Below are 20,670 nucleotides of genomic sequence, written 5' to 3'. Positions count from 1 at the left end.
CGATGACGGTCGCCACTGAGTCCAGTGCGGCCGAGTCGTCCAGCACTGAATCGAATGCCGCTGCGCCGCTCCTGGTGTTCTTCTCGAGCGTGTCGGGCAACACCGCACGTTTCATCGAGAAGCTAGGAGCGCGCGCGGCGCGGATTCCTCTTCTCCCCTCCGAACCGCCCCTTCACGTCGACGAACCGTACGTGCTCGTGACCCCGACCTATGGCGGGGGGCAGGGCCGCGGGGTCGAGAAGGGTGCCGTTCCCAAGCAGGTCATCCGGTTTCTGAACGATCCGGGCAACCGCAGTCAGATCCGCGGGGTCATCTCCGCGGGCAACACGAATTTCGGCGAGCACTTCGGGTTCGCCGGTGACGTCATCAGCCGGAAGTGCTCCGTGCCGCACCTGTATCGGGTGGAGGTCTTCGGCACGCCGGAAGACGTCGACCACGTCAACGAAGGATTGGAACGATGGTGGAAACGGTTCTGAAGGATCTCGATTTCAAGACTCAGGCGCGTTTCGAGGGCATGGACTACCACGCCCTCAACGCGATGCTCAACCTGTACGACGCGGACGGGAAGATCCAGTTCGACGCCGACAAGCGCGCGGCGCGGGAGTACTTCCTGCAGCACGTCAACCAGAACACCGTCTTCTTCCACTCGCTGAAGGAGCGCCTCGACTACCTCGTCGAGAAGGAGTACTACGAGCCCGCGGTCATCGAGAAGTACTCGCTCGAGTTCATCCAGAAGCTCAACGACTTCGCCTACGGCAAGAAGTTCCGTTTCGAGTCCTTCCTCGGCGCGTTCAAGTACTACACCAGCTACACGCTGAAGACGTTCGACGGAAAGCGCTACCTCGAGCGTTTCGAAGACCGCGTCGTCATGACCGGTCTCGGCCTCGCCGACGGTGACGAGAAGCTCGCCATGCAGATCGTCGACGAGATCCTCTCCGGCCGCTTCCAGCCCGCCACCCCGACGTTCCTCAACACGGGCAAGGCGCAGCGCGGCGAGCTCGTCTCCTGCTTCCTGCTGCGCATCGAAGACAACATGGAGTCGATCTCGCGCGGCATCAACTCCGCGCTCCAGCTCTCCAAGCGCGGCGGCGGCGTGGCCCTGCTGCTGTCGAACATCCGTGAGGCCGGCGCCCCGATCAAGCAGATCGAGAACCAGTCCAGCGGCATCATCCCCGTGATGAAGCTGCTCGAAGACAGCTTCAGCTACGCCAACCAGCTCGGCGCGCGTCAGGGCGCCGGAGCGGTGTACCTCAACGCGCACCACCCCGACATCATGCGGTTCCTCGACACCAAGCGCGAGAACGCCGACGAGAAGATCCGCATCAAGACGCTGTCGCTCGGTGTCGTCGTGCCCGACATCACGTTCGAACTCGCCAAGAACGGCGAAGACATGTACCTCTTCTCGCCGTACGACGTCGAGAAGGTCTACGGCGTTCCCTTCGGCGACATCTCGGTGTCGGAGAAGTACCGCGAGATGGTCGACGACGCGCGCATCAAGAAGACGAAGATCAACGCGCGCGAGTTCTTCCAGACCCTCGCCGAGATCCAGTTCGAGTCGGGCTACCCGTACATCATGTTCGAAGACACGGTGAACAAGGCGAACCCGATCAAGGGCCGCATCAACATGTCGAACCTGTGCTCGGAGATCCTGCAGGTCAACACCCCGACGACCTACAACGAAGACCTGTCGTACGACCAGATCGGCAAGGACATCTCCTGCAACCTGGGCTCGCTCAACATCGCCCTGGCGATGGACGGCGGCAACCTCGGGCTGACGGTCGACACCAGCATCCGTGCCCTCACCGCGGTCAGCGACCAGAGCCACATCCGTTCGGTGCGCTCCATCGAGGACGGCAACGACCGTACCCACGCGATCGGTCTCGGGCAGATGAACCTCCACGGCTACCTGGCGCGCGAGCACGTGCACTACGGGTCGGAAGAGGGCATCGACTTCACGAACATCTACTTCTACACGGTGCTCTTCCACGCCCTCCAGGCGTCGAACCGCATCGCGATCGAGCGCAAGCAGGCGTTCGAGGGCTTCGAAGACTCGACCTACGCGTCGGGCACGTTCTTCGACAAGTACCTCGAGCAGGAGTGGGTGCCGCAGACCGACAAGGTCAAGGACATGTTCGCCGGCCACCACATCCCGACGCAGGGCGACTGGGCAGAGCTCAAGGCGTCGATCCAGAAGCACGGCATCTACAACCAGAACCTGCAGGCCGTGCCGCCGACCGGTTCGATCTCGTACATCAACAACTCGACGAGCTCGATCCACCCGATCGCGGCGAAGGTCGAGATCCGCAAGGAAGGCAAGCTCGGCCGCGTCTACTACCCGGCGCCGTTCATGACGAACGAGAACCTGGAGTACTACCAGGACGCCTACGAGATCGGCTACGAGAAGGTCATCGACACCTACGCCGCGGCGACGCAGCACGTCGACCAGGGCCTGTCGCTCACGCTGTTCTTCAAAGACACCGCCACCACGCGCGACATCAACAAGGCGCAGATCTACGCGTGGCGCAAGGGCATCAAGACGATCTACTACATCCGCCTGCGTCAGATGGCGCTCGAGGGCACCGAGCTCGACATGTGCGTCAGCTGCACCCTCTAGTGCCGCGTCCTTCGACAGGCTCAGGAACCGACAAGGACTGACATGACACCCGAACCGCTCAAGCTGCTCTCGCACGTCGAGGCCATCAACTGGAACCGCATCCAGGACGATAAAGACCTCGAGGTGTGGAACCGCCTCGTGAACAACTTCTGGCTGCCCGAGAAGGTGCCGCTGTCGAACGACATCCAGTCGTGGAACACGCTCACCCCCGACGAGCAGACGCTGACGATGCGCGTGTTCACCGGTCTGACCCTGCTCGACACGATCCAGGGCACGGTGGGCGCCGTCTCGCTGATCCCCGACGCGATCACCCCGCACGAGGAGGCCGTCTACACGAACATCGCGTTCATGGAGTCGGTGCACGCCAAGAGCTATTCGTCGATCTTCTCGACGCTGTGCTCGACGACCGAGATCGACGAGGCGTTCCGCTGGTCGGTCGAGAATCCGAACCTTCAGAAGAAGGCTCAGATCGTCATGGAGTACTACCGCGGCGACTCGCCCCTCAAGCGCAAGGTCGCATCGACCCTGCTCGAGTCGTTCCTGTTCTACTCCGGCTTCTACCTGCCGATGCACTGGTCGTCGAAGGCGAAGCTGACGAACACGGCCGACATCATTCGCCTCATCATCCGCGATGAGGCCGTGCACGGGTACTACATCGGGTACAAGTTCCAGAAGGGCCTCGAGAAGGTCACGCAGGCCGAGCGCGACGACATCAAGGACTACACGTTCTCGCTGCTCTACGAGCTCTACGACAACGAGATCCAGTACACGCAAGACCTCTACGACGCCGTCGGTCTCACCGAAGACGTCAAGAAGTTCCTGCACTACAACGCCAACAAGGCCCTGATGAACCTGGGCTACGAGGCGATGTTCCCGGCGACCGTGACGAACGTGAACCCGTCGATCCTGTCGGCCCTGTCGCCGAACGCCGACGAGAACCACGACTTCTTCTCGGGCTCCGGTTCGTCGTACGTCATCGGCAAGGCCGAGGCCACCGAAGACGACGACTGGGACTTCTGACCGGGTTGTGCGGCGTCGACACACCTGGCATTTCACACCATTGAAGTTGGCATGCGCCACAAGACCTGGCACCGATCCGGTAGTTGGCGCATGAAATCACGGGGGTCGACGCTTTCGCAGCGGCTTTTCACGGGACCTTAATGAGATGAGTCGCACGACGCGCCGGTCGCCCGCCGAGTTGACGGTGGGGTGGCCGGCGTGCCCGTCTGAGGATCATGCTGCAGAGATCGCGCGTCAGTTCGCTCAGAATCTTGCGGCGGCGGTAGGTGGTCGAAGCGTTCGCTCTGTCGCGCGCGACGCGGACGTGGACGAAGGAACCCTTCGGCGGATCCTTTCGGGTGCCACATGGCCTGACCTCCGTACTATTGCTCTTCTCGAGCAAGCTCTTGGCGGCCAGCTCTACCCGGTTGCAATCAGGGGGATTGACCGCATGGGAGCCACGACAGGTGCGTTGGGGGACGCATGAGCACTATCGACCAGCAAATTTACGACGCTGACAACGTCATCGTCCGGAACATCGAGGCGCTGACCGACCAGCGCGATCTGCTGTCTCAGAACGTCCTGTCCCAATTGCGGAACCTCGTGGAAGGGCTCGTCGCTCGCGCCCATCAAGGCACAGGGGCGAACACATTCCGACAGAGCGACGTCGGCGCCGGACTGGATATTGTTCGTGCTGACGCTCGCTTGAACGTTCTCAGCCGCTTTCACCACAGGCTGCAGGGAAGCACCTCCCACTACGTCCTGGGCGGCGACCCGTCGGAGCGGCTGATGCGGGGTCAGTTCCTAAACCGCTGGTGGGCGACAGGGGATGCAGGTGTAAGAACCACGGTCGGTCAGCGCACGTGACTGAGTCATGCGGAAAGGTTGCAGCTGTTCGCTCTCTGGGTGTCACTTTCACAAAATGTTCGATATCGTACAAAATGTGAAACCTTCCGTACCGACGATCTCCCCGCTCCTGCGGTCGGATCTCCAAGGTCGGCTGCTGGCTGAGCTGCTCATTGCGCCGGAGGAACACACGCTGAGCGGATTGACGAAGGCCGTGGATGCGACGATGCCGACCGTGCACAGAGAACTGGATCGGCTCGTAAGCTCTGGCTTTCTCAGCGAACGACGTTCTGGCCGGAATCGCTACGTCCAAGCCAACGTTGACCATCCGTTGTACCGGCCGGTGCGCCAAATCGTTGAGTACGCCTACGGCCCGCGGCTCGTCCTTTCGCGCTTGCTGAGCCTGGTTGACGGAATCGAGGAGGCGTACATCTACGGTTCCTGGGCAGCGCGCATGAATGGCGAAGAAGGCGCCGACCCAGCCGATATCGACGTTCTCGTTGTCGGCCGGCCGGACCGTGCTGACATGTTCGACGCGGCCGCTGCGGCGCAGAGAGAGATCGGTCGCGAGGTCAATATCCGATCCATCCGTGCTGACCGTTGGAAGGCTGCGGACGAACCGTTCCTCCGCAGCGTCCGTCAGCGTCCGCTTGTCCAGTTGGAGCTGGCGGCAAGAAAGGCTGAGGTATGACCGCCCCCCTTCGGTGGACGACTGGCCGCGACGCTGTCGACGGGCTGCTAGCAAGACGTCATCTCGACCGCGTGCCGGCCAACAGGGAGCACGCGGAGATGCTTCTTGATCAAGCGCGCCGTCACGCTGCATCTGCACGGATACTTCGGGACAGCGACCTCGAACTAGCGTTCTCCGCTGCATACGACGCGGCGCGAAAAGCGTTGACGGCGGTGTTTGCCATTCAGGGGTTGAGACCAACATCTGCCGGAGGCCACATCGCCGTCTACCAGGGGGCGCTGGCTCAGTTCGACCCGCCCTTGGGTGCGACGATCAAACCCTTCGACTGGATGCGTCGCACACGTAACGATGCCGAGTACCCGCAGGCAGATTCGCCTGCTCTCGAGGCGGACGACGTTGACGAAGCAGTCGAGGCCGCGTCCGGAATCATCGAGATGAGCGCCACGCTACTCGACACGCTCCCGCCCTACGGCAAGTAGCTACCAACCAGCAGGTTTGGCGCGGCGCCGCGTACGTGGTCAGTATGACCACGGCGACCGCGCATATAGAGCGCATGACCTCTCCTGCGCTGCCGGGGCTGTGTCATTGAATTGACTAGCCAACTGTTCGTTTATACGAAGCGATCCCTTCAAAAGACTGGGCAAACTCCAGCCAAGGTGACCTTGGTAGACCTTGGTAGACCTTGGCCGAAACCCGGAAACTGGACCGCGCTGACGGTTTCAGCCTTCACGCACCCCGACTAGCTGGCTCGCTCATCTCATAGGCGGTCGCGCGGCCCTCTCATGTCCTAGACCGCGGGGCTCGGGCGCGGAGTCAGTTCTCCGCGACGAACAACTCGGATCGGCCGCGCGAGGGGCCATCGACGTGCTCGTACTCCGCCCACCCTAGTTTCCGGTAAAACCCCGGTGCATCGTGTGCCGCGAAGGCGTACATGCGTCCCGGGTGCGCAGCACGCAGCGCCTCGACCGTGCGCCGGCCCATGTGCTGTCCGTTCCGCGTCAGCTCGATGCGAACCTCAATCTTCTCAAGCTGCACGTCCACGTCACGAGGGCTCGGGCACTGGTAATTCGGGCCGATGGGTGCCGGGCGCACGTTCACGAGAGCCCTGGCGACCTCCGTGCCGTTCTCGAGCACCGCGTAGCTGATGCGGTGCTCATCGCGCGGCATCGGACTCCACTCCATGGCGGTCAAACTCGGGTCGTGGGGGAAAGCAGGAGCCCCACGTTCCTCGATCCGCCTTTCCAGTTCAAGCATTCATCGCCCTTCTGGTCTCGTCGTGCGTCCGGTTGACGCTATCGCTCAAAGTCTGAAGGAGACGCGCCCGTCATGGGTGTCGTAGTTTCATGCCATGACTGCGAGCCCGCTGGACCTGGACGGCAATCCGTTGCGCGCACCCGGGGATGGCGGTCCGGGCTTCTGCTACCTGAGTGATGCTGACCTGTTCCGGGGGGCGGGCTCGCTCGAGGACGGGCCGTTCCTGATCGCGTTGGACTCGAACATCATCCTCGACCTGGAGCAGCACGGGACCGCCATCCTCGAACGGGAGGAGGCCGATGGCATCAACGCCGAACATCAGCAGGAACTTGCTGCGCTGGGCGCGATCCTCGATCTGTGGATGGTGCGCGACATCCGGTTCGTCGTCGTACCGCGAACGCGCGTTGATTACCGCAAGGCACCGTCCCCTTCGCGGATGGTCGAGAGGGAGCGGATGTTCGAGCACATCGAAGCAGCTCTCACGTTCCAGACGGGTGACTGGGGTCGGGAGGATGAACGGTTCGGCGGCGCGCGGGCGATGCCACCTGTGGCCGCGAGGCTCATTGACTCCGTGTCGCCGCTTGACGGGAGGATGCTCACGTCGGCTTGGAACGCAGGTGTCGACGTCTTCCTCACCCGGGACGCGAGACTCCTCGCCGCGTGTCAGGACGGCGAACCCCCGTTCCCGGCGGTGCTGGCACCGACTGGGCTCGTGAATCGGCTAGCGCAGTTGGGAGAAGACCCGTTCTTCCTGGGCCAGGTGGAGCATCCCAGTTGCGCGTGGGCGTTCGGGATGCCGTTTGGTGACACCGGGAAGTGGGTGTCCCTCTACGAGGCGATGGGCGTCTGAGCCCAGCCGGCCAAGCCGATCTCCGCGAGCGCGGACGCACGCGTGGCCTCCTCGGCCGGCTGCTCATCCGTCGATGTACGGGCGGCTGAAGTGGTTCGTTCACCGTCCGGGGCGGATGGCAGAACACGCAGAGGGGCGGAGGACGCCTGAACCTGGCGAACTTTGACCAAGACATCCGGGTCAACTGGCATCGACCGCTTCCGGGCTACCCGTCCGCGGTGACCGTGCACGAGGAACCGGACGGTACCTTCTCGGCATCGTTCGTCGTCCGCACGCCCATCGCACCTGCCAAGACTCCGACCCGCGGGCCGCGAATCGCCGGGGCCGACGTCGGCCTGAATGACTATGCAGCCATCGCATACTCGGACGGTTCTCGCGAGAAGGTCGTGAACCCCCGGCACTTCCGCACGGCGGAGGACTCCCTCCGTCGAGCGGACAAGAACCTCGCCCGCAAGAAGTCGGGGAGCAACAACTATGCCAAAGCCAAGCGCGCGCGGGCGCGCGCGCATCGCCGAGTGCGAAACCTTCGTGAGAATCATGCCCGTCAGCTCGCCTCGAAGCTCAGCCGCGAAAACCAAACGGTCGTCGTCGAGACGCTGAACATCTCAGGCATGGCGCGCACGAACATGGCGAAAAGCATGAACGACGCGGGCTGGGGACAGTTCCTCAAGTTCCCTGAGGAGGCATGCATCCGGAAGGGCATGGCCTCTACAAAGGCGCCGAGGTTCCTTCCCTCGTCTCAGATCTGCTCGAGCCGCGGAACGAACGGCGGCAAGAAGACGCTTGCCGTCCGCATCTGGCAATGCGACTGACGTCCCCGAGTCCCACCTCCTCGATGTCGAAGACCGGGGGCTTGCCCTCCTCACAGAGAGGCTCGACCGGATCCATATCCAGACGAAGGGGCCGCGCGCGTCAGAAGTCACCATCTATGGCACGCTCCTTCCGGTTGCGAACGTTGGAGGGGATCAGTGTCACGGCCTGCTGACACTGCTGGCTCAGGCGCCCGAGCGTCCGCGGACCAGTGATGTCAAACAGCGGTACCCCGGCGTGCACTGTCGCGTTGAGGACGTTCCCGAAGGAAACGCCCGGGTGGCCTCGCTCGATGAGGGTGATGACGCGGGGCGAGACATCGGTAAGTTCGGCCAGACGTCCCGCCGTCATCTTGCGCGCGTGACGGGCTAGCCTGATCTGCTGACCCCATGATGCGCGCAGCGTCAGCGGCCTCGGCCGTCAACACGATGCTCTCCTTCGGCATGTCGATATTCGTTCACAGAAACCGTCTGCGTAGACATTCATTTACATTCTGACCATGCGCGGTACCGCAACCAAGCTGTCACTCCGCCAGACGCCCCCCAGTCCGGTTTAGCTCTGGAAATGACAAGCGGTCTCCTCCCTGCGGTAGCTGTGGCACCGCTCGTCACGGACACCGCGCATAGACGGGGGTATGAGACTTCCTCACGCCGCAGACCACGCCCTCCTCCGCCTCGCGCGCGAGGACGCTTCACTAACCCTCGCTGACCTCGCCGCGCGTATAGGCGTCCCGGTCGCGTCTCTGCATGACTTTGAAGCCGGCACAGTCAGTCCCGCGACGGGGGAGCTCGAGCGGCTGTTCGCCGCTGTCGACATGCGGCCCAGCATCCCGCTGGCGCACTTCGCGCGGGAGCTCCGGGAGCTTGCAGCAGCACACGGCTTGAGCAATGTGCGGGTATTCGGCTCCATCGCTCGCGGCGACGACCACGCCGACAGCGACGTCAACCTCCTCGTCACAGGGGACACGTCCTCGACTCGACAGTTCTTCACGGCTATCGCTTTCCCGGCTGCGGCCTCGGACCTCTTAGGGTTTCCTGTCCACGTCGTCTTCAACGACTCCGTGGGGCCTGCGATGGACGACATCCGGGCGTCGGCGGTGGAGCTGTGACCGGGCAGCCTCGGCATTCGAGCGGGCGATTCGAGCGGCGAACACACTCCGACCCAGAATTCGCGCTTGGGCCTTTCTCCCCGCGGCCACGGCGGGAAAGGGCGGAGCCACTTGCGCACCGCGAGAAGCTGCTCCGCCTGCGTGCGCAACTCGACACCGTCTGGCCGTCTCACCGCGACCGGCTCGACGACCCGGACGGGGAAAGCATGTTGGTCGCGGAAGCCCTCATCATACGAGCGGCGAGCATCGTCGAGAAGCTCCCCGCCGAGGTAGTCGAGCAGCTCCCCAAGACCATGAGGTCCGGCCTGGTCGGCATTCGCAACGTGGCCGCACACGAGTTCGCGCACCTCAACCGTGAGGTAACCCTCGGCGCGCTCAACACACACCTGCCTGCCATGCTTTCGGAGATCGAAGCCGCTCTCGACGACCTCGGTCTCTAAATGGCATCGGCGGTTACCCGCAGCGGGCGGGCTGTCTCACCGCTACATCGCGCCACGTAGCGAAGCCGCGCAGGTAGCGCTGGGGAACCGTGTGATGCCGAAGAGCCATGGCTCTTATTCTGCGTCCGTTGCCTGCGCGAAAGGGGCAAGCATCTGGCGCAGCTTCTCGGCCTGCGTGGGAATACTGAACGGGTTGTTGGATGTCTCCTCGCCGCCGTACGAGGTCATCAGAGAACGCAACTGGACTAGAGGGTCAACGCCCGCCTCCGATGCGGCTCGCACCCAGCCAGCTTCGTGGTCTTCTGCATTAGCGGCGGCCTGGGCGACGAGCGCACGAACAAGCACCCGCGTCTCGCGTTCGAGGGACTCCGCGAAGCGGAGGGACGAGTCAGCGTCAGTCTGGGTGCGGGAGGGCCCCGGCACGTCTGCGAAGATGTCGAGGTATTGCCACACGGCTTGGTCGTCCAACCGGGCAACGGCGCGGACGACCTGCTCAGATACCTCCGTTGGATTCTCCGTGCGGCGGGCGCCAGCTCGATGAGCCCAGACCCGCAGGATGAGGTCTGCAACGTCCTGTGCTGCGCTTGTTCGCTCGTTTCCGCTTAGCGTGTCCAGTGCCCGCATCCGCTCGGCCATGTAGTGCGCCATCCACCGTGACAGAAGGTCGTTCTGGTCCATCGAGGAAGCAAGGAGCTCACCGAGAGACAGGACGGCCGAGGTAGTCTCGCCATCCGTCGCTGGGGGTATAGAGGAAGAATCTGACGTAGTCATCAAGGGCTCCTATATCGTCGTCTTTGTCGGTGTCGCGGCGGCGGTCTGGCTCTTCGTCGCGGTCGATACGGACGGAGAGAATGAACGCGGAGTCCGTCCTCTCGGTCAGGACGCGTAGAAAATCCGAGGAGACGCGTAGCCGGTACCCCTCTACCCCGCGTTCGTCGCCGCCGCCTCGCTTGCTGGCCCACAGGTCTGCACGCGCCAGGGGCGCGGGGTCACCCGGTGTCGTCCACTGCAAGCCATCCGCCGTCTCTTCGAGACCAAGCGTGTCTAGGACCCACGCCGCGGGCTGAGGCGCGGTGGCGCGGATGTCGGACGCGAAAGTATCGCGCGCGTCAGCGCCCTGCTCGCCGAAATCATTGTCGACGACCCAGCCGCGCAGCACGAACGGTTCTTCCTGGATATCGCGCGAGCTATCGGAGGAGGGGATGACGTAATCGACAAGGGGGCGGGACGTCTGCAGCGCGCGAATCAGTGCCTGCGCTGTGTCATGACTCACCAGCGCCGACTTCACCACGACGTTTTCACGCGCTCGATAGCTCACGTTCTGCGCCCATTGGTGCACCGTGACCCAGCCGTCGGTCCCGAGGAACACCGAAGGAAAATCCGCGGCCTTCACCTGCCAACGCCAGGCTCCCGAGTGATAAGGAACGTGTCCGACACCTGACGGGTATGGGCGGCGGTTGTCTGAGATCCACCGTCGATCTTGTCGCGCGAGGTCAAGCCGCGAGAACCATCGAGCGAACTTGGTCTGGTCCGCATCATGCTCTCTGTACGGGGCGTGTTTGCGCGCCAGGCGGCCGGCCACGGTGAACGCAGCGTGGTACATGAGGTAGAAATCCAGATCCTCCGCGTCAGGAACGGTGTCCTTGTACAGATAGGTCTTGTCCTGCCCATACCCTTCGAGCTCGTGTCGTGGATCGTGTTCGAACCACGGGTTGTCTCGCCATCCCCATTCATCAAGGACGACAGCGCTGGCATCGTTGAGGACGTCCGCGTGTTCCACCGGGAATGCCTCGCTGACTGGTGCGATCCAGTACTCGTCGCCGTCCAGCCCGAAGCTCACCTCCGCTCGCGGGGCACCATGCGAGTGCGGCTTCGGAGCGCGCGGCATGTCAGCGAAGGAGACGATGACGGGCGGGAGCATCGTGATGGCGGCCTGGGTGAGGGCGGGCTCTCCCATCAGCTTCCCGATTTCCGCGCAGATGTGCTGCATACGGGCATGGTCGGGATATCGCCCCTGCAATGCGCGGATGGTGGGGAGGTGTGGGCGGACGGCAGCTGGGTCATCCCGTGCTACCCGCTCGAAGGCTGTGAAGAGTGCTTCGACGGCGTGCATCTCATAGAACGGGAAGCGGGGGTCAGTGAAACCGACCGGTGCGCCGCCGAGAGCGACCGCGTTCAATGCCCGACTGAACGCGGGGTCCCCGAACTCCACCAAGAATCGCACTGCGTGCATGGCTTGCCAACGAATGCGCGCGCGCGGGTCCGCTAGCGCCGCCCAAAGGAATGCCGCGACCGCATCGGTTGTGTCCGAGGTTGCAGTAGCTACGTCCGGCGGTGCGCCTACCCCTAGCGCCTCGTCCAGGCGGTGCAGGATGGCGGAGAGGACCAGAGCGCCCTCGGTCGGTGTGACGAGGCGGGCGAGTGTTCTCGCAAGGCGGTAGCAGCTCTCCGTTGACGACACGATGACCGCGGCATCGGCGTGATTCAGGGCGTCGAGTAGAACGTCGCGAGGGCTGGAGCTGAACACCCGTGCGAGGTTGTCAAGTCCGCCGGATGAGTAGTGCCCAATGACGATGTTGGTCGCATCGTTCTTGAGATAGTCGGCGGCCAGCTCCTTGAGCGCGCGGGGGAAGGCGAGGCTGTTCGAGGAGAGCTTGCTCGCCGCTTCGACGAACAAGCCCTGCTGGCGCGGGGTGGCAGTGGTGGCTGCGAGGACGTTGCGGACAACTGGCGCCCATTCGTTCTCGGGGCGAGTTGACATGTCATCCACGAGCAGCTGCATCTCGTCTCGCGTGTCGAGAGTTTTCAGCAATGTGCTTACGGTGCCCGGATCGGTCAGGTGCGCCCGAGCGAGCTTTGCGCGTATCGCAGCGAGCGGGTCTTTGCGTCGTCGCGGCTCCTCCGTCCAGGAGGATCTGATGCCCGAATCCTCCTCCGGCAAGGGCTCGTTACCCGAGGGGATAGCGAAGCGGGAGGCGAGGTCAGCGCCCAGCGCATTGGCATCGAGGTCTTCGCCTCGTGCCCACGCCACCGTTCGAGCCGCGCTGAAACGGGCATCCGTGAGTTCGCTGGCATGTTCCAATTCGACGATGTGAGGGCTGATGGGGATGCGTTCACTGAAGGGGGCGAGGGCGATGGCGAACTGCGGGTGCGCGGCGAGATAGCCCTCGGCCAGGGTCATCGCCATCCATTCGAACGCACCGAATCGGCGGTCCCGCCAGCGGCTGACGATGGCGAGGGCGCCGCCGCCGGCTATCGCCGTGAATGCATTCACAAGGGCGGCGTAGTTGAGCCCATCGCCCATGTGTGGCTCGATGGCCTGGGCAGTCAGCGACAGGTGCGTGGCGAGCGCGAACGCCTCCCGGTAGTCCTCGGCGCCCGCGGCGCCGGCCACGGCGACGACCGACTCCCACTGGTCCCATGCGTCCGGACCCACCTTCGAGGCCACTTCCACGGCGCGCTCGAAGTAGGCCTGCGCTTCCCCTTGGTCGAACAGATGGGCCGCCCGGGCGAGCTGTATGAGGTCGGCGGCCATTTCGTCCGCAGGTTGTGCGAGGTGCACGGCGCGGTCGGCGTTCGCACGAAGACACGCGTAGGCAGGCTTGGCCCATCGTGTAACTCCGGAGGCGATAGCGACCATCGTCGTCGCGTCCGGGATAGTCGAGTGAGTGGCGGCTGATTCGAGCAGTCCCTCGAAGAGATCGCGGACCGTTGCCGACGCGCTGTCTCGGGCGAGTTGAGCAGCAATGGGCCCTGCTATGTGGCGAAGCAGGTGCTGGTGAGGGGACCTCGTGACCGATGCGGGGAAAGATTTCAAAAGGCTGGCCGTGGCTTGGTCGGTCGCACGCCCAAGCGACCAGCGTGCCCATTGCTCGATCCACGGTGCGATGTCCTGGAGTCGCCGCCGGTCTTGTTCTCGTTCGTCGCTGTGGGGTCGACGGCGCCCTTCGGAGGGTTCGGGCGCGAGGTCTTGCACGTCAAGACTGAGGCGCTGAAGTTGCGCGCGGAGCGCATAGGCGAGAAGAAGGCCGGTCCGCTCGCGCGAAGGGGAATCTGCGAGGTCGGACGGCGGTTTTGGTGGCAGATACTTCTCGAGTAATCCCACTGCCTCGTCCTCAGACGCGTGAGTATGGGTGACGGCAGATGCCGCGATCCACGCAATGCCGCGGAACACCGCGTCTTCGGTCCTGTGCAGCTCGTACTCGTTGACGCCGAACTCCGCCGCTTCCCCTTGCAAGCTGTCCCAAGCGATCTGAGTTTGCTGAGACGTCATCGGCTGACCGAGGCGTTGCTGCTCTGCGGCGACGGCCACGTTCACACTGACATTCGGTAGTGCCGACGCGAGGGCCTGAAGCACTTCGGCGTCGCCCCTCGACAGGAGCACGGCTGCGATGTGGCCCGCGCTCTCCATAGCCCAGCGCGCTGCGAACCGAGCGAGGAATGACGCTGCCTGCTGCGGGCCATCGAGAAACACGATGGCAAGGGCGATCTGCGCGATCTGAGGTGCCGTCACCTGACGCGCACGGTCAGGCGGGCGAGTCCGCGCCCAGGCAGTCATCGCGGAGATCGCTGCTCGAAGACGTGCCCGCGCTTCGCCCTGGCGGTTCTCGTTCATCGCGAGCATGACCGCTTCGGCCCCAAACGCCGCGCCTGGCCAGTTACTCGGGAACAGCTTTCCCTCTCTTGCCTCGTCGATGGTCATGCCGTCGAGGAACTCCCCGGTGAGGTCTGCCGCGTCGCGAAGGACGGTGTACCTGCGTTCGCTGCTTGCCGCGACGGAGCCCGCCAGCATCGCCGTCTGTACAACGTCTGCCGGTCGCTGAAGGGCCACGGCAGCGCGCAGCATGAACTCTGTACGTAAGCGCGCGATTTGGCGTCGCTCGACCTCGCCGGTGTTCGGAAGCGCCACTTCTGTGCCGGCCAAGGCCATCAGTTCCGGGTACCGGCCGGATTCCCAAAGCACCTGCGGCAACGCCGCCGCCGCGTACGCGTTGGTTTCAGAGAGGGTGGTGAGTCGGTCGAGGAGTTGGCCGGTAGTTCCCGGGTCCAGCGGGTAGCGGTCTCGGAAGAACGTCTCGGTCGGTTCATCGAGGAACCGCAGCGTTTCTTCTTGGATGAGCAGCCCGCGTTCCAGATCGGAAACGAACCCGCGGATGAGGCCGGGGTCGGCACCAGCGAGGACTGACAGTACCGGGAGCGGAATCGGTGGGCGCAGTGTGGCGAGAAGCTGGCCGAGGAATTCCAGCGTCGCCCGGTCCCTGCCGGCCGCGTCGAGGATGTTATTGAGATTGTAGGTGAGTAGGTGTGTGAGGGCATCACCGTCCTCGTCGGTGATGCCAGCCAAGAAGGCGAGGCATTGTTCGAGCGAGAGCCGATTCGTCAGCGCGTATGCCTGAACGCGGGGGTTACCGAAAGTGCGTTGGTGGAACTCAACTACGTCCGGGTCGCTCGCTGCCGGGAAGAAAGCCCGGAGCATCTCGGCGGACTCCTTCTCGGCGAACGCCGGCAATGTGGCGACTGCTACACGCCGCGGCGGGTCTAGGAGTCTCAAACGGTGGGGCCGGCAGGTGAGCACGAGATGGACGTGGTCGATGGTGGGGAAGTGAACTAGGTCGGTGACGAAAGTACGTTCTGCTCGACTTTCGGCAGCGGTTGCTGCGTTGTCGGCGGCGTCAATGAGAATGACCAGTTCGCGCGGCGGGTTTATCTCCTGAAGGCGTGTGGCGGCTTCGGTGATGCGCTCGGTGAACGCCTTGAGGTAGTCGGAGGCTTCCGTCCAGGGGGACGGGACCAGCGGTGCGCACAAGCCCTGGCCGGCGAGCTCGGACACGATCTGCACGAGTCCGTCACGGTGTCGGTGGCGAGGGTGGGTTGGTGTGCGGTACTCGCCCTCCCCGAAACAGTCGTAAACCACGACGTGTGCGCGGCTCGACAGGATGATTGGAAGGCGGGAGGCAAAGGTGCTCTTGCCCACGCCGCCATCAGCAGTGATGATGAGGGGCTCGGCGCTCGCAAGGACACGGCGGGCCAGGTCGTCGTAGGCGGGCCGGTGCACAACGGCCCGCGTAGTGTCTAGCATTGGCGGCGCGGGGAACAGATCGGCGGGCGTCGTCTCGAACGCTGCGGTCACGTCTGGGAGAGTGATGGGGCCGGTCGCGTCGCCGCTGGCACGTCGAGCGACAGCGTCGATGAGCTGCGCGGAACTGCCCGGCACCCGCCCGCCCGCCAGCCCGGAGGTCTCTGCGGCCAGCCGCCCACGCAATGCCGTGAGCGCTCCACCTTCGCTAATGAACTCGATTCGCGAACACAACAGTGCCGCGGCGTCGGGCTTGAGTTCCAGCCATTGGAGAACCTTCTGGGCGATGGAGCGCGGCCGGATGGGTTCTCCGGCCGCGATGCTTCTTACCGCGGTCGCCAGCGCATTGTTGATGGGTTTGTTCGTGACGACGCTGTAGCTGACGTCGGCACCCGCGGGCACTCGAAACGCGTCACCCGAGCGGGCGTCGATCTTCGCGAATTTTCGCAGTGTCGGTCCGACGTCGGCCAGGCCGAGGCCTGTGTTCGCCTTCCGTGTTGAGTACTTCAATTGACGAACGAGCACACGGCTTACCGCTTGGCGACCGGGGCCGTAGTACTCCGCGACGTCGATGATCTCGTCGCCGGAAATGGGGTCCCCGGCGGCGCCCTCGACCCAGACCGCCTGCAAACCCGAGCTTGTGTTCAATAGCTTGAGGGACTGTAGCGCGGCCCACACATGGTGGAACTGGTCGCCCGCACGGCTGTCTTGCACCACACGGGAGAAGCTGTCTTCGGCCGTCTCGGCTGAATCGGATATCGCACGCATTGCTCGCCCCCTCCTGTATTCTGCCCGCGGTGGGGTGAGGTGGTAACTCAGGCATGCCTATTCGGCTTCATGTCGCGCGCTGGAGTGACGCAACGGAGGGGAATTCGGACTTTATGACCGACTGGATCGCGCCCGTTGCCGCGTCCCTTCGACCCTGGGCGCCATTGACGGTGTTCCTTTGCACCATTTTCGTGGGGGCCCTTGCTGTATTGGTAGCTATTCGAGTCCGCGAAAGGGCCGATTCGCGGCGCGAGAACCGGCAGATCCGGAAGCTTGAGCGTTGGACCACAGCGGGGGTTTGGTCCTTCGCGCTCCTCGTCGTGATCACCCTGGTCATGGCCGTCTTTGGACTCATCCCCGCCCCCGTCGACCCGCCTACCGCTGATCCAGAGGCCTCACTGGACACCACTGGGTCGCCGCGAGCTACCCCAACCGTTACGCCCGAGCCGAAGGTCGCGTCGCTTCCTCCTTCCGACGAGGCCTGTCCCGCACCGGGAGATGCAAGACTTGAAGAGCGCGTCGAGCTCGAGGTTTATTGGTGGTGCACCGGCCCGGCGGTGGCCGCTGGTGGCGGGTGGGACCACACACAATTTCAGTTGAAAGTTCGCTTGGGGATCACCGCGGAGCCGCGAGCCGCGGGAAGCGTCAGGATCGGAACGTCGCCGCCGAGCACAATCCGAATTCTCGTCCCTTACGCGGACACGCTCCACTGGATGCCGCCTACGAAAACGGTGGCGGCTGGGGACAAACCGATCTGCGTCTACGTCGACGGGGTCCCGTACTGGGCCATTCCTCCCAACATCAACGACGACGCGCAGAAGGGGCCCGACGGCAGCTGGAACTTCGCGAGCCACTGGGAGCCGGGAGACTGGATGCAAAGCGACGAGCTGCTCAGCCCGGGCGAGTACGTGGGGGACCGTTCCCACGCTGAGCAGCCGACGTCACCTGGGCAGCGCGGGCGTAACAGCACCGACCTTGTGTTCACAGTCCCGGCAGACGCCATGGACGCGATGTACGGTCTGGCCCTGTTTGATACAGGAACCGGCGCTGATGCGAGCACCTGGACGCTCCTAGACGGCTGCCTTCAGATCGAGCGCTGTATGAACGAAAGCAATCGTCGCCACCCGGCCACTTTCTAACGGGTGAGCCGATTCAGCGGCCCCCGTGCTCCGGCGGTGAGGCGTTCGACGTCTGCGGGCGTTCACTCGGCAATGTGCACCGACGGGACGGTCGACATAGTGATGCCCGTGTGCTGGCGACCGGTACCTTGCTGACATGCGTAACGAAGACCGGGATGACAGCCAAGTTTCCGTAGACGTCTGGTACGCCGGTGATCCGTTCGGAGATGCGAACCCGCCGCCTCGAACTGTCACCGTCGTCGGGCAGGCTGGTGAGTCATTCGTCGATGCGCTTGCAAGGACGGTGGGATCCCCGCCGGAGCACTATCGATACTCGCTCGTCTACCCGCAGCGGGGTGAGACCAGAGCATGGCTAGGGGAGGTTACCCCTCAGGTGACCCTGCTGGGGGCGTCCGCCGCGGCGGGCGGCGAAGTCCTGTACATCGACGTACTCGGGCGCGGTGGTGGACCGACGCCCCTCATGTGGGACATCGTCGAGGCCGGCCTGAAAGCTTCGAGCGTCTTTCGTGGTGGGACCGCTGTGGTTTCCGCGCTGGACGCGGCTCGTGAGCGAAACAAGCGTGCGGCCGCCAAGGACTGGTTGGACGTCGGAGTCCAGTCAGAGCCCTCGATGCAGCTGCGACAGTTTGTGTACGAAGAGCGCGAATGGACGAGGAAGGCGTTCGACCGCACATTCGATCTGGGCAAGATGGCCGGACCCGAATTACTGCGTCGGCTGCATTACCGGAAGACCAGTACCGCCCCTGAGACGTGGACTGACGAATCGGAATGAGTCTCTAGGGGCTGGCCTGAATCATGGTTGCGTACGTCGATGAAATGCGGAGGTCTGGCGGCCGCCAGCTCCCCCACAGCTAGTCTCGGGACGCCGGTGAGATTGCGTCCGCGCGAAGCGGGGTTCAACGGTGGAGGAGGGACGGTGTCGTTTGGCTGGGCGCGGAGGAGAACTGTTCCACACGGATCTTCGGTTGCCCCGGTGGTCAGCAGCACGAAAGGGGTCTGCCGCACGGATAGGTGACGGGTTGTAGTCACGCCGCGAGGGCGACGTCGGTGTTCATGATTGCTTCGTATTCGATGGGGGTCAATCCGTGGAGCCGCTTCTGCCTGCGGCGCCGGTGGTATGTGCGTTCGATCCAGGTGACGATGGCGATGCGGAGCTGGTCGCGGGTGTCCCAGGATCGCCGGTTGAGGACGTTCTTCTGCAGCAGGCTGAAGAACGATTCCATAGCCGCGTTATCGCCCGCCGCGCCGACGCGTCCCATTGATCCGACTAAGCCGTGATAATGCAGGGCGCGGACCATCTTCCTCGCGCGAAACTGGGATCCTCTGTCGGTGTGGACCACGCAGCCGGCGACGTTCCAGCGCCTGGCGACGGCACTGTTGACGGCGTCGACGGCGAGACGTGCTTTCATCCGATCGCTGATCGAGTACCCGACGATCCGGTTGCTGAAGACGTCCTTGATCGCGCAGAGGTAGAGCTTGCCTTCGCCGGTCTTGTGTTCCGTGATGTCGCTGAGCCAGAGCCGGTTCGGGGCGCCCGCCGTGAACTCCCGGCGCACGAGATCGTCGTGGACGGGCGGGCCGGGACGTCGCCCCTTCCCGCGGCGACGCTTGCCGAACGCGGACCACCAGCCGTTGTCACGGCAGATCCGCCATGCCGTCCGCTCGGCCATGACCTCACCCGCGTCGCGAGCCTCGTCGAGGAGGAACCGGTACCCGAACTCAGGGTCGTCGCGGTGCGCATCGAACAGCGCGTTCCCGCGATAAGCCGCGATGAGTTCAGCATCGGTGATCGGGTTCGCCAGCCACCGGTAGTAGGGCTGGCGAGCGAGCTTGAGCACCCGGCATGTCACCGCGACGGGAACACCGTCAGCGGCGAGCTCGGTCACGAGCGGGTAGAGCCTTTTCCCGGCAGGTTCGCCTGCGACAGATACGCCGCCGCACGCCGCAGCACCTCGACCTCCTGCTCGAGCAGCCGGATCCGCTTCCGCGCCTCGCGCAGCTCGGCGCTCTCGGACCGTGTCACCCCCGCCTTCGCGCCCTCTTCGACCGCCGCGCGCCGCAGCCACTTCGTGAGCGTCATGGGGTGGACACCGAAATCGGTCGCGACCTGCTCGATGGTCACACCGGGCTCACGGCCTCGCGCGACGCGCACAACATCATCACGGAACTCGCTCGGATAAGGCTTAGGCGCAATGACATCCTTCCAGGGCGCCCCTCCCGGGCAACCAAACTCAGATGTCACCTACCGGTGCGGCAGACCCTCGTACAGGTTCGACATCTTCGCGTCTGCGCCGGTGAAGTGGGGGCTAGCGAGGAACGTCGTCAGGTGCCTCTTGTTGCTGCCGTACATCTCTACCTTGCGGCCGGTCGTCTTTTCACGAAGTCGAAGGCCGAGAGCAGTCTCCGAACCCTCCGAATACTCCTCGATGTAGCACCACACTGACACCGGTGGTGATTCGATATTCGCTGTCGCGATGTTCACCTTCACCGAAAAGCGGTTGTCGAGCCATACGGCGATCTCGTCGGGGTCCTGAGCAGAGATCGGGGCGGCGACGGCGATATATTCTTCGCGACTCCACCGGTCGGTGAGGCCCCCGCCGTGGGCGTGGCAATCCTGGAGCAGGTTCGCCAGCGGAGGCACGCGCTGGAAAAGAGGATTGTCGGAAAGTACCCGTACCCGGCGACGTGTGGACTTCTCGAAAAGACGAAAGTCGGGCCGGCGGTCCTGGCGTTCGAATGCTTCGACATAACACTTGACGACGCCGGACGCCTGGGCGCTACGCGCGGTCACCTTTGCGGAGTGCGCGGTACGTCGCGTTCTTGAACTCGACGACTTCATAGCCGATTCCCCTCACTATGACCCCGGCCGACATCCGCGTCCCGCCGCCCCCAGATGTCGGGTCTGAACACAACCGTATCCTGGCATCAGTGGAGACGCCTTGGCTGCCATCCAGGCCGGCAACGTCTACCGCCGTGGGCTGTACGTTCAGGAGAACGGCCGGCCATGTAACGTATCGATGACGAGCCCCGGCGGTGCGGGGGACAAGGGACCTGATCTATCCACGGGGGTTCATT

General features: G+C 64.0%; 17 protein-coding genes. 12 read left to right on the top strand and 5 right to left on the bottom strand.

The features are described 5' to 3' along the window. The first annotated feature begins 2 nt into the window (after nucleotides 1-2). The 6 genes from nrdI (at nucleotide 3) to DEA06_RS08350 (ending at nucleotide 5,629) form a co-directional block, all read left to right on the top strand. Nucleotides 3-476: a class Ib ribonucleoside-diphosphate reductase assembly flavoprotein NrdI gene (nrdI, locus tag DEA06_RS08375; protein ID WP_116647526.1), complete on the top strand. Its 474-nt coding sequence runs from the start codon at nucleotides 3-5 to the stop codon at nucleotides 474-476. Next, a complete protein-coding gene (gene nrdE / locus DEA06_RS08370) occupies nucleotides 458-2,614 on the top strand; it encodes a class 1b ribonucleoside-diphosphate reductase subunit alpha (protein ID WP_116647525.1) in 2,157 nt (718 codons plus the stop codon). The genes nrdI and nrdE overlap by 19 nt, the downstream gene beginning before the upstream one ends. A gap of 42 nt (nucleotides 2,615-2,656) precedes the next feature. After that, on the top strand, nucleotides 2,657-3,634 hold the full coding sequence (nrdF, locus tag DEA06_RS08365) for a class 1b ribonucleoside-diphosphate reductase subunit beta (RefSeq protein ID WP_116647524.1): 978 nt from the start codon (nucleotides 2,657-2,659) through the stop codon (nucleotides 3,632-3,634). A 462-nt stretch (nucleotides 3,635-4,096) separates the two neighbouring features. Next, nucleotides 4,097-4,480, top strand: coding sequence for a hypothetical protein (locus DEA06_RS08360; protein ID WP_116647523.1), 384 nt, complete (start codon nucleotides 4,097-4,099; stop codon nucleotides 4,478-4,480). 55 nt (nucleotides 4,481-4,535) lie between these two features. Next, on the top strand, nucleotides 4,536-5,150 hold the full coding sequence (locus DEA06_RS08355; RefSeq protein WP_205781242.1) for a hypothetical protein: 615 nt from the start codon (nucleotides 4,536-4,538) through the stop codon (nucleotides 5,148-5,150). After that, complete coding sequence (locus DEA06_RS08350) at nucleotides 5,147-5,629, top strand: HEPN domain-containing protein (protein WP_116647521.1); 483 nt, start codon at nucleotides 5,147-5,149, stop codon at nucleotides 5,627-5,629. The genes DEA06_RS08355 and DEA06_RS08350 overlap by 4 nt, the downstream gene beginning before the upstream one ends. A gap of 334 nt (nucleotides 5,630-5,963) precedes the next feature. On the opposite strand, the gene DEA06_RS08345 is transcribed toward DEA06_RS08350, so the two are convergent. Continuing rightward, a complete protein-coding gene (locus tag DEA06_RS08345) occupies nucleotides 5,964-6,332 on the bottom strand; it encodes a hypothetical protein (protein WP_133241727.1) in 369 nt (122 codons plus the stop codon). A 166-nt stretch (nucleotides 6,333-6,498) separates the two neighbouring features. Between DEA06_RS08345 and DEA06_RS08340 the strand changes: the two genes are divergently transcribed. From DEA06_RS08340 to DEA06_RS08320, 4 genes are all read left to right on the top strand, one after another. Next, nucleotides 6,499-7,254, top strand: coding sequence for a hypothetical protein (locus DEA06_RS08340; RefSeq protein WP_116647519.1), 756 nt, complete (start codon nucleotides 6,499-6,501; stop codon nucleotides 7,252-7,254). Between the two features lie 146 nt (nucleotides 7,255-7,400). Beyond that, a complete protein-coding gene (locus tag DEA06_RS08335) occupies nucleotides 7,401-8,066 on the top strand; it encodes an RNA-guided endonuclease TnpB family protein (RefSeq protein ID WP_116647518.1) in 666 nt (221 codons plus the stop codon). A gap of 632 nt (nucleotides 8,067-8,698) precedes the next feature. Further along, the gene (locus tag DEA06_RS08325; protein WP_116647516.1) at nucleotides 8,699-9,172 is read left to right on the top strand and encodes an XRE family transcriptional regulator; all 474 of its coding nucleotides are present in this window, start codon (nucleotides 8,699-8,701) and stop codon (nucleotides 9,170-9,172) included. A gap of 206 nt (nucleotides 9,173-9,378) precedes the next feature. Further along, on the top strand, nucleotides 9,379-9,612 hold the full coding sequence (locus DEA06_RS08320; RefSeq protein WP_116647515.1) for a hypothetical protein: 234 nt from the start codon (nucleotides 9,379-9,381) through the stop codon (nucleotides 9,610-9,612). Nucleotides 9,613-9,726: 114 nt separating this feature from the next. Here the strand turns inward: DEA06_RS08320 and DEA06_RS08315 are convergent, their stop codons facing one another. Together DEA06_RS08315 and DEA06_RS08310 are read right to left on the bottom strand one after the other, a co-directional pair. After that, a complete protein-coding gene (locus tag DEA06_RS08315; protein WP_133241726.1) occupies nucleotides 9,727-10,290 on the bottom strand; it encodes a hypothetical protein in 564 nt (187 codons plus the stop codon). A 16-nt stretch (nucleotides 10,291-10,306) separates the two neighbouring features. After that, nucleotides 10,307-16,456: a hypothetical protein gene (locus DEA06_RS08310; protein WP_116647513.1), complete on the bottom strand. Its 6,150-nt coding sequence runs from the start codon at nucleotides 16,454-16,456 to the stop codon at nucleotides 10,307-10,309. Between the two features lie 113 nt (nucleotides 16,457-16,569). On the opposite strand from DEA06_RS08310, the gene DEA06_RS16360 reads away from it, so the two are divergent. Continuing rightward, entirely contained in the window at nucleotides 16,570-17,595 is a 1,026-nt protein-coding gene (locus DEA06_RS16360; RefSeq protein WP_133241725.1) for a hypothetical protein, read from the top strand. Between the two features lie 136 nt (nucleotides 17,596-17,731). Next, on the top strand, nucleotides 17,732-18,367 hold the full coding sequence (locus tag DEA06_RS16355) for a hypothetical protein (RefSeq protein ID WP_133241724.1): 636 nt from the start codon (nucleotides 17,732-17,734) through the stop codon (nucleotides 18,365-18,367). Between the two features lie 253 nt (nucleotides 18,368-18,620). Here DEA06_RS16355 and DEA06_RS08295 read toward each other — a convergent pair. Continuing rightward, nucleotides 18,621-19,789 (bottom strand): IS3 family transposase gene (locus tag DEA06_RS08295; RefSeq protein ID WP_116647650.1). Its coding sequence is split into 2 segments (ribosomal slippage): nucleotides 18,621-19,499 and nucleotides 19,502-19,789, totalling 1,167 coding nucleotides; the frame shifts between segments, so codons are not numbered across the junction. Between the two features lie 48 nt (nucleotides 19,790-19,837). Next, the gene (locus DEA06_RS08290; protein ID WP_133241723.1) at nucleotides 19,838-20,386 is read right to left on the bottom strand and encodes a hypothetical protein; all 549 of its coding nucleotides are present in this window, start codon (nucleotides 20,384-20,386) and stop codon (nucleotides 19,838-19,840) included. Nucleotides 20,387-20,670 lie beyond the last annotated feature (284 nt).

This window comes from Microbacterium sp. Gd 4-13, from assembly GCF_003095395.1.
Classification (GTDB): domain Bacteria; phylum Actinomycetota; class Actinomycetes; order Actinomycetales; family Microbacteriaceae; genus Microbacterium.
This window is presented reverse-complemented; position numbering and strand designations above follow the sequence as displayed.

Excerpts from the sequence above, each read along its gene's own strand:
- nrdI (WP_116647526.1), top strand. The coding sequence starts at position 3 with ATGACGGTCGCCACTGAGTCCAGTGCGGCCGAGTCGTCCAGCACTGAA.
- nrdE (WP_116647525.1), top strand. The coding sequence starts at position 458 with ATGGTGGAAACGGTTCTGAAGGATCTCGATTTCAAGACTCAGGCGCGT.
- nrdF (WP_116647524.1), top strand. The coding sequence starts at position 2,657 with ATGACACCCGAACCGCTCAAGCTGCTCTCGCACGTCGAGGCCATCAAC.
- DEA06_RS08360 (WP_116647523.1), top strand. The coding sequence starts at position 4,097 with ATGAGCACTATCGACCAGCAAATTTACGACGCTGACAACGTCATCGTC.
- DEA06_RS08355 (WP_205781242.1), top strand. The coding sequence starts at position 4,536 with ATGTTCGATATCGTACAAAATGTGAAACCTTCCGTACCGACGATCTCC.
- DEA06_RS08350 (WP_116647521.1), top strand. The coding sequence starts at position 5,147 with ATGACCGCCCCCCTTCGGTGGACGACTGGCCGCGACGCTGTCGACGGG.
- DEA06_RS08345 (WP_133241727.1), bottom strand. The coding sequence starts at position 6,332 with ATGGAGTGGAGTCCGATGCCGCGCGATGAGCACCGCATCAGCTACGCG.
- DEA06_RS08340 (WP_116647519.1), top strand. The coding sequence starts at position 6,499 with ATGACTGCGAGCCCGCTGGACCTGGACGGCAATCCGTTGCGCGCACCC.
- DEA06_RS08325 (WP_116647516.1), top strand. The coding sequence starts at position 8,699 with ATGAGACTTCCTCACGCCGCAGACCACGCCCTCCTCCGCCTCGCGCGC.
- DEA06_RS08320 (WP_116647515.1), top strand. The coding sequence starts at position 9,379 with ATGTTGGTCGCGGAAGCCCTCATCATACGAGCGGCGAGCATCGTCGAG.
- DEA06_RS08315 (WP_133241726.1), bottom strand. The coding sequence starts at position 10,290 with ATGGACCAGAACGACCTTCTGTCACGGTGGATGGCGCACTACATGGCC.
- DEA06_RS08310 (WP_116647513.1), bottom strand. The coding sequence starts at position 16,456 with ATGCGTGCGATATCCGATTCAGCCGAGACGGCCGAAGACAGCTTCTCC.
- DEA06_RS16360 (WP_133241725.1), top strand. The coding sequence starts at position 16,570 with ATGACCGACTGGATCGCGCCCGTTGCCGCGTCCCTTCGACCCTGGGCG.
- DEA06_RS16355 (WP_133241724.1), top strand. The coding sequence starts at position 17,732 with ATGCGTAACGAAGACCGGGATGACAGCCAAGTTTCCGTAGACGTCTGG.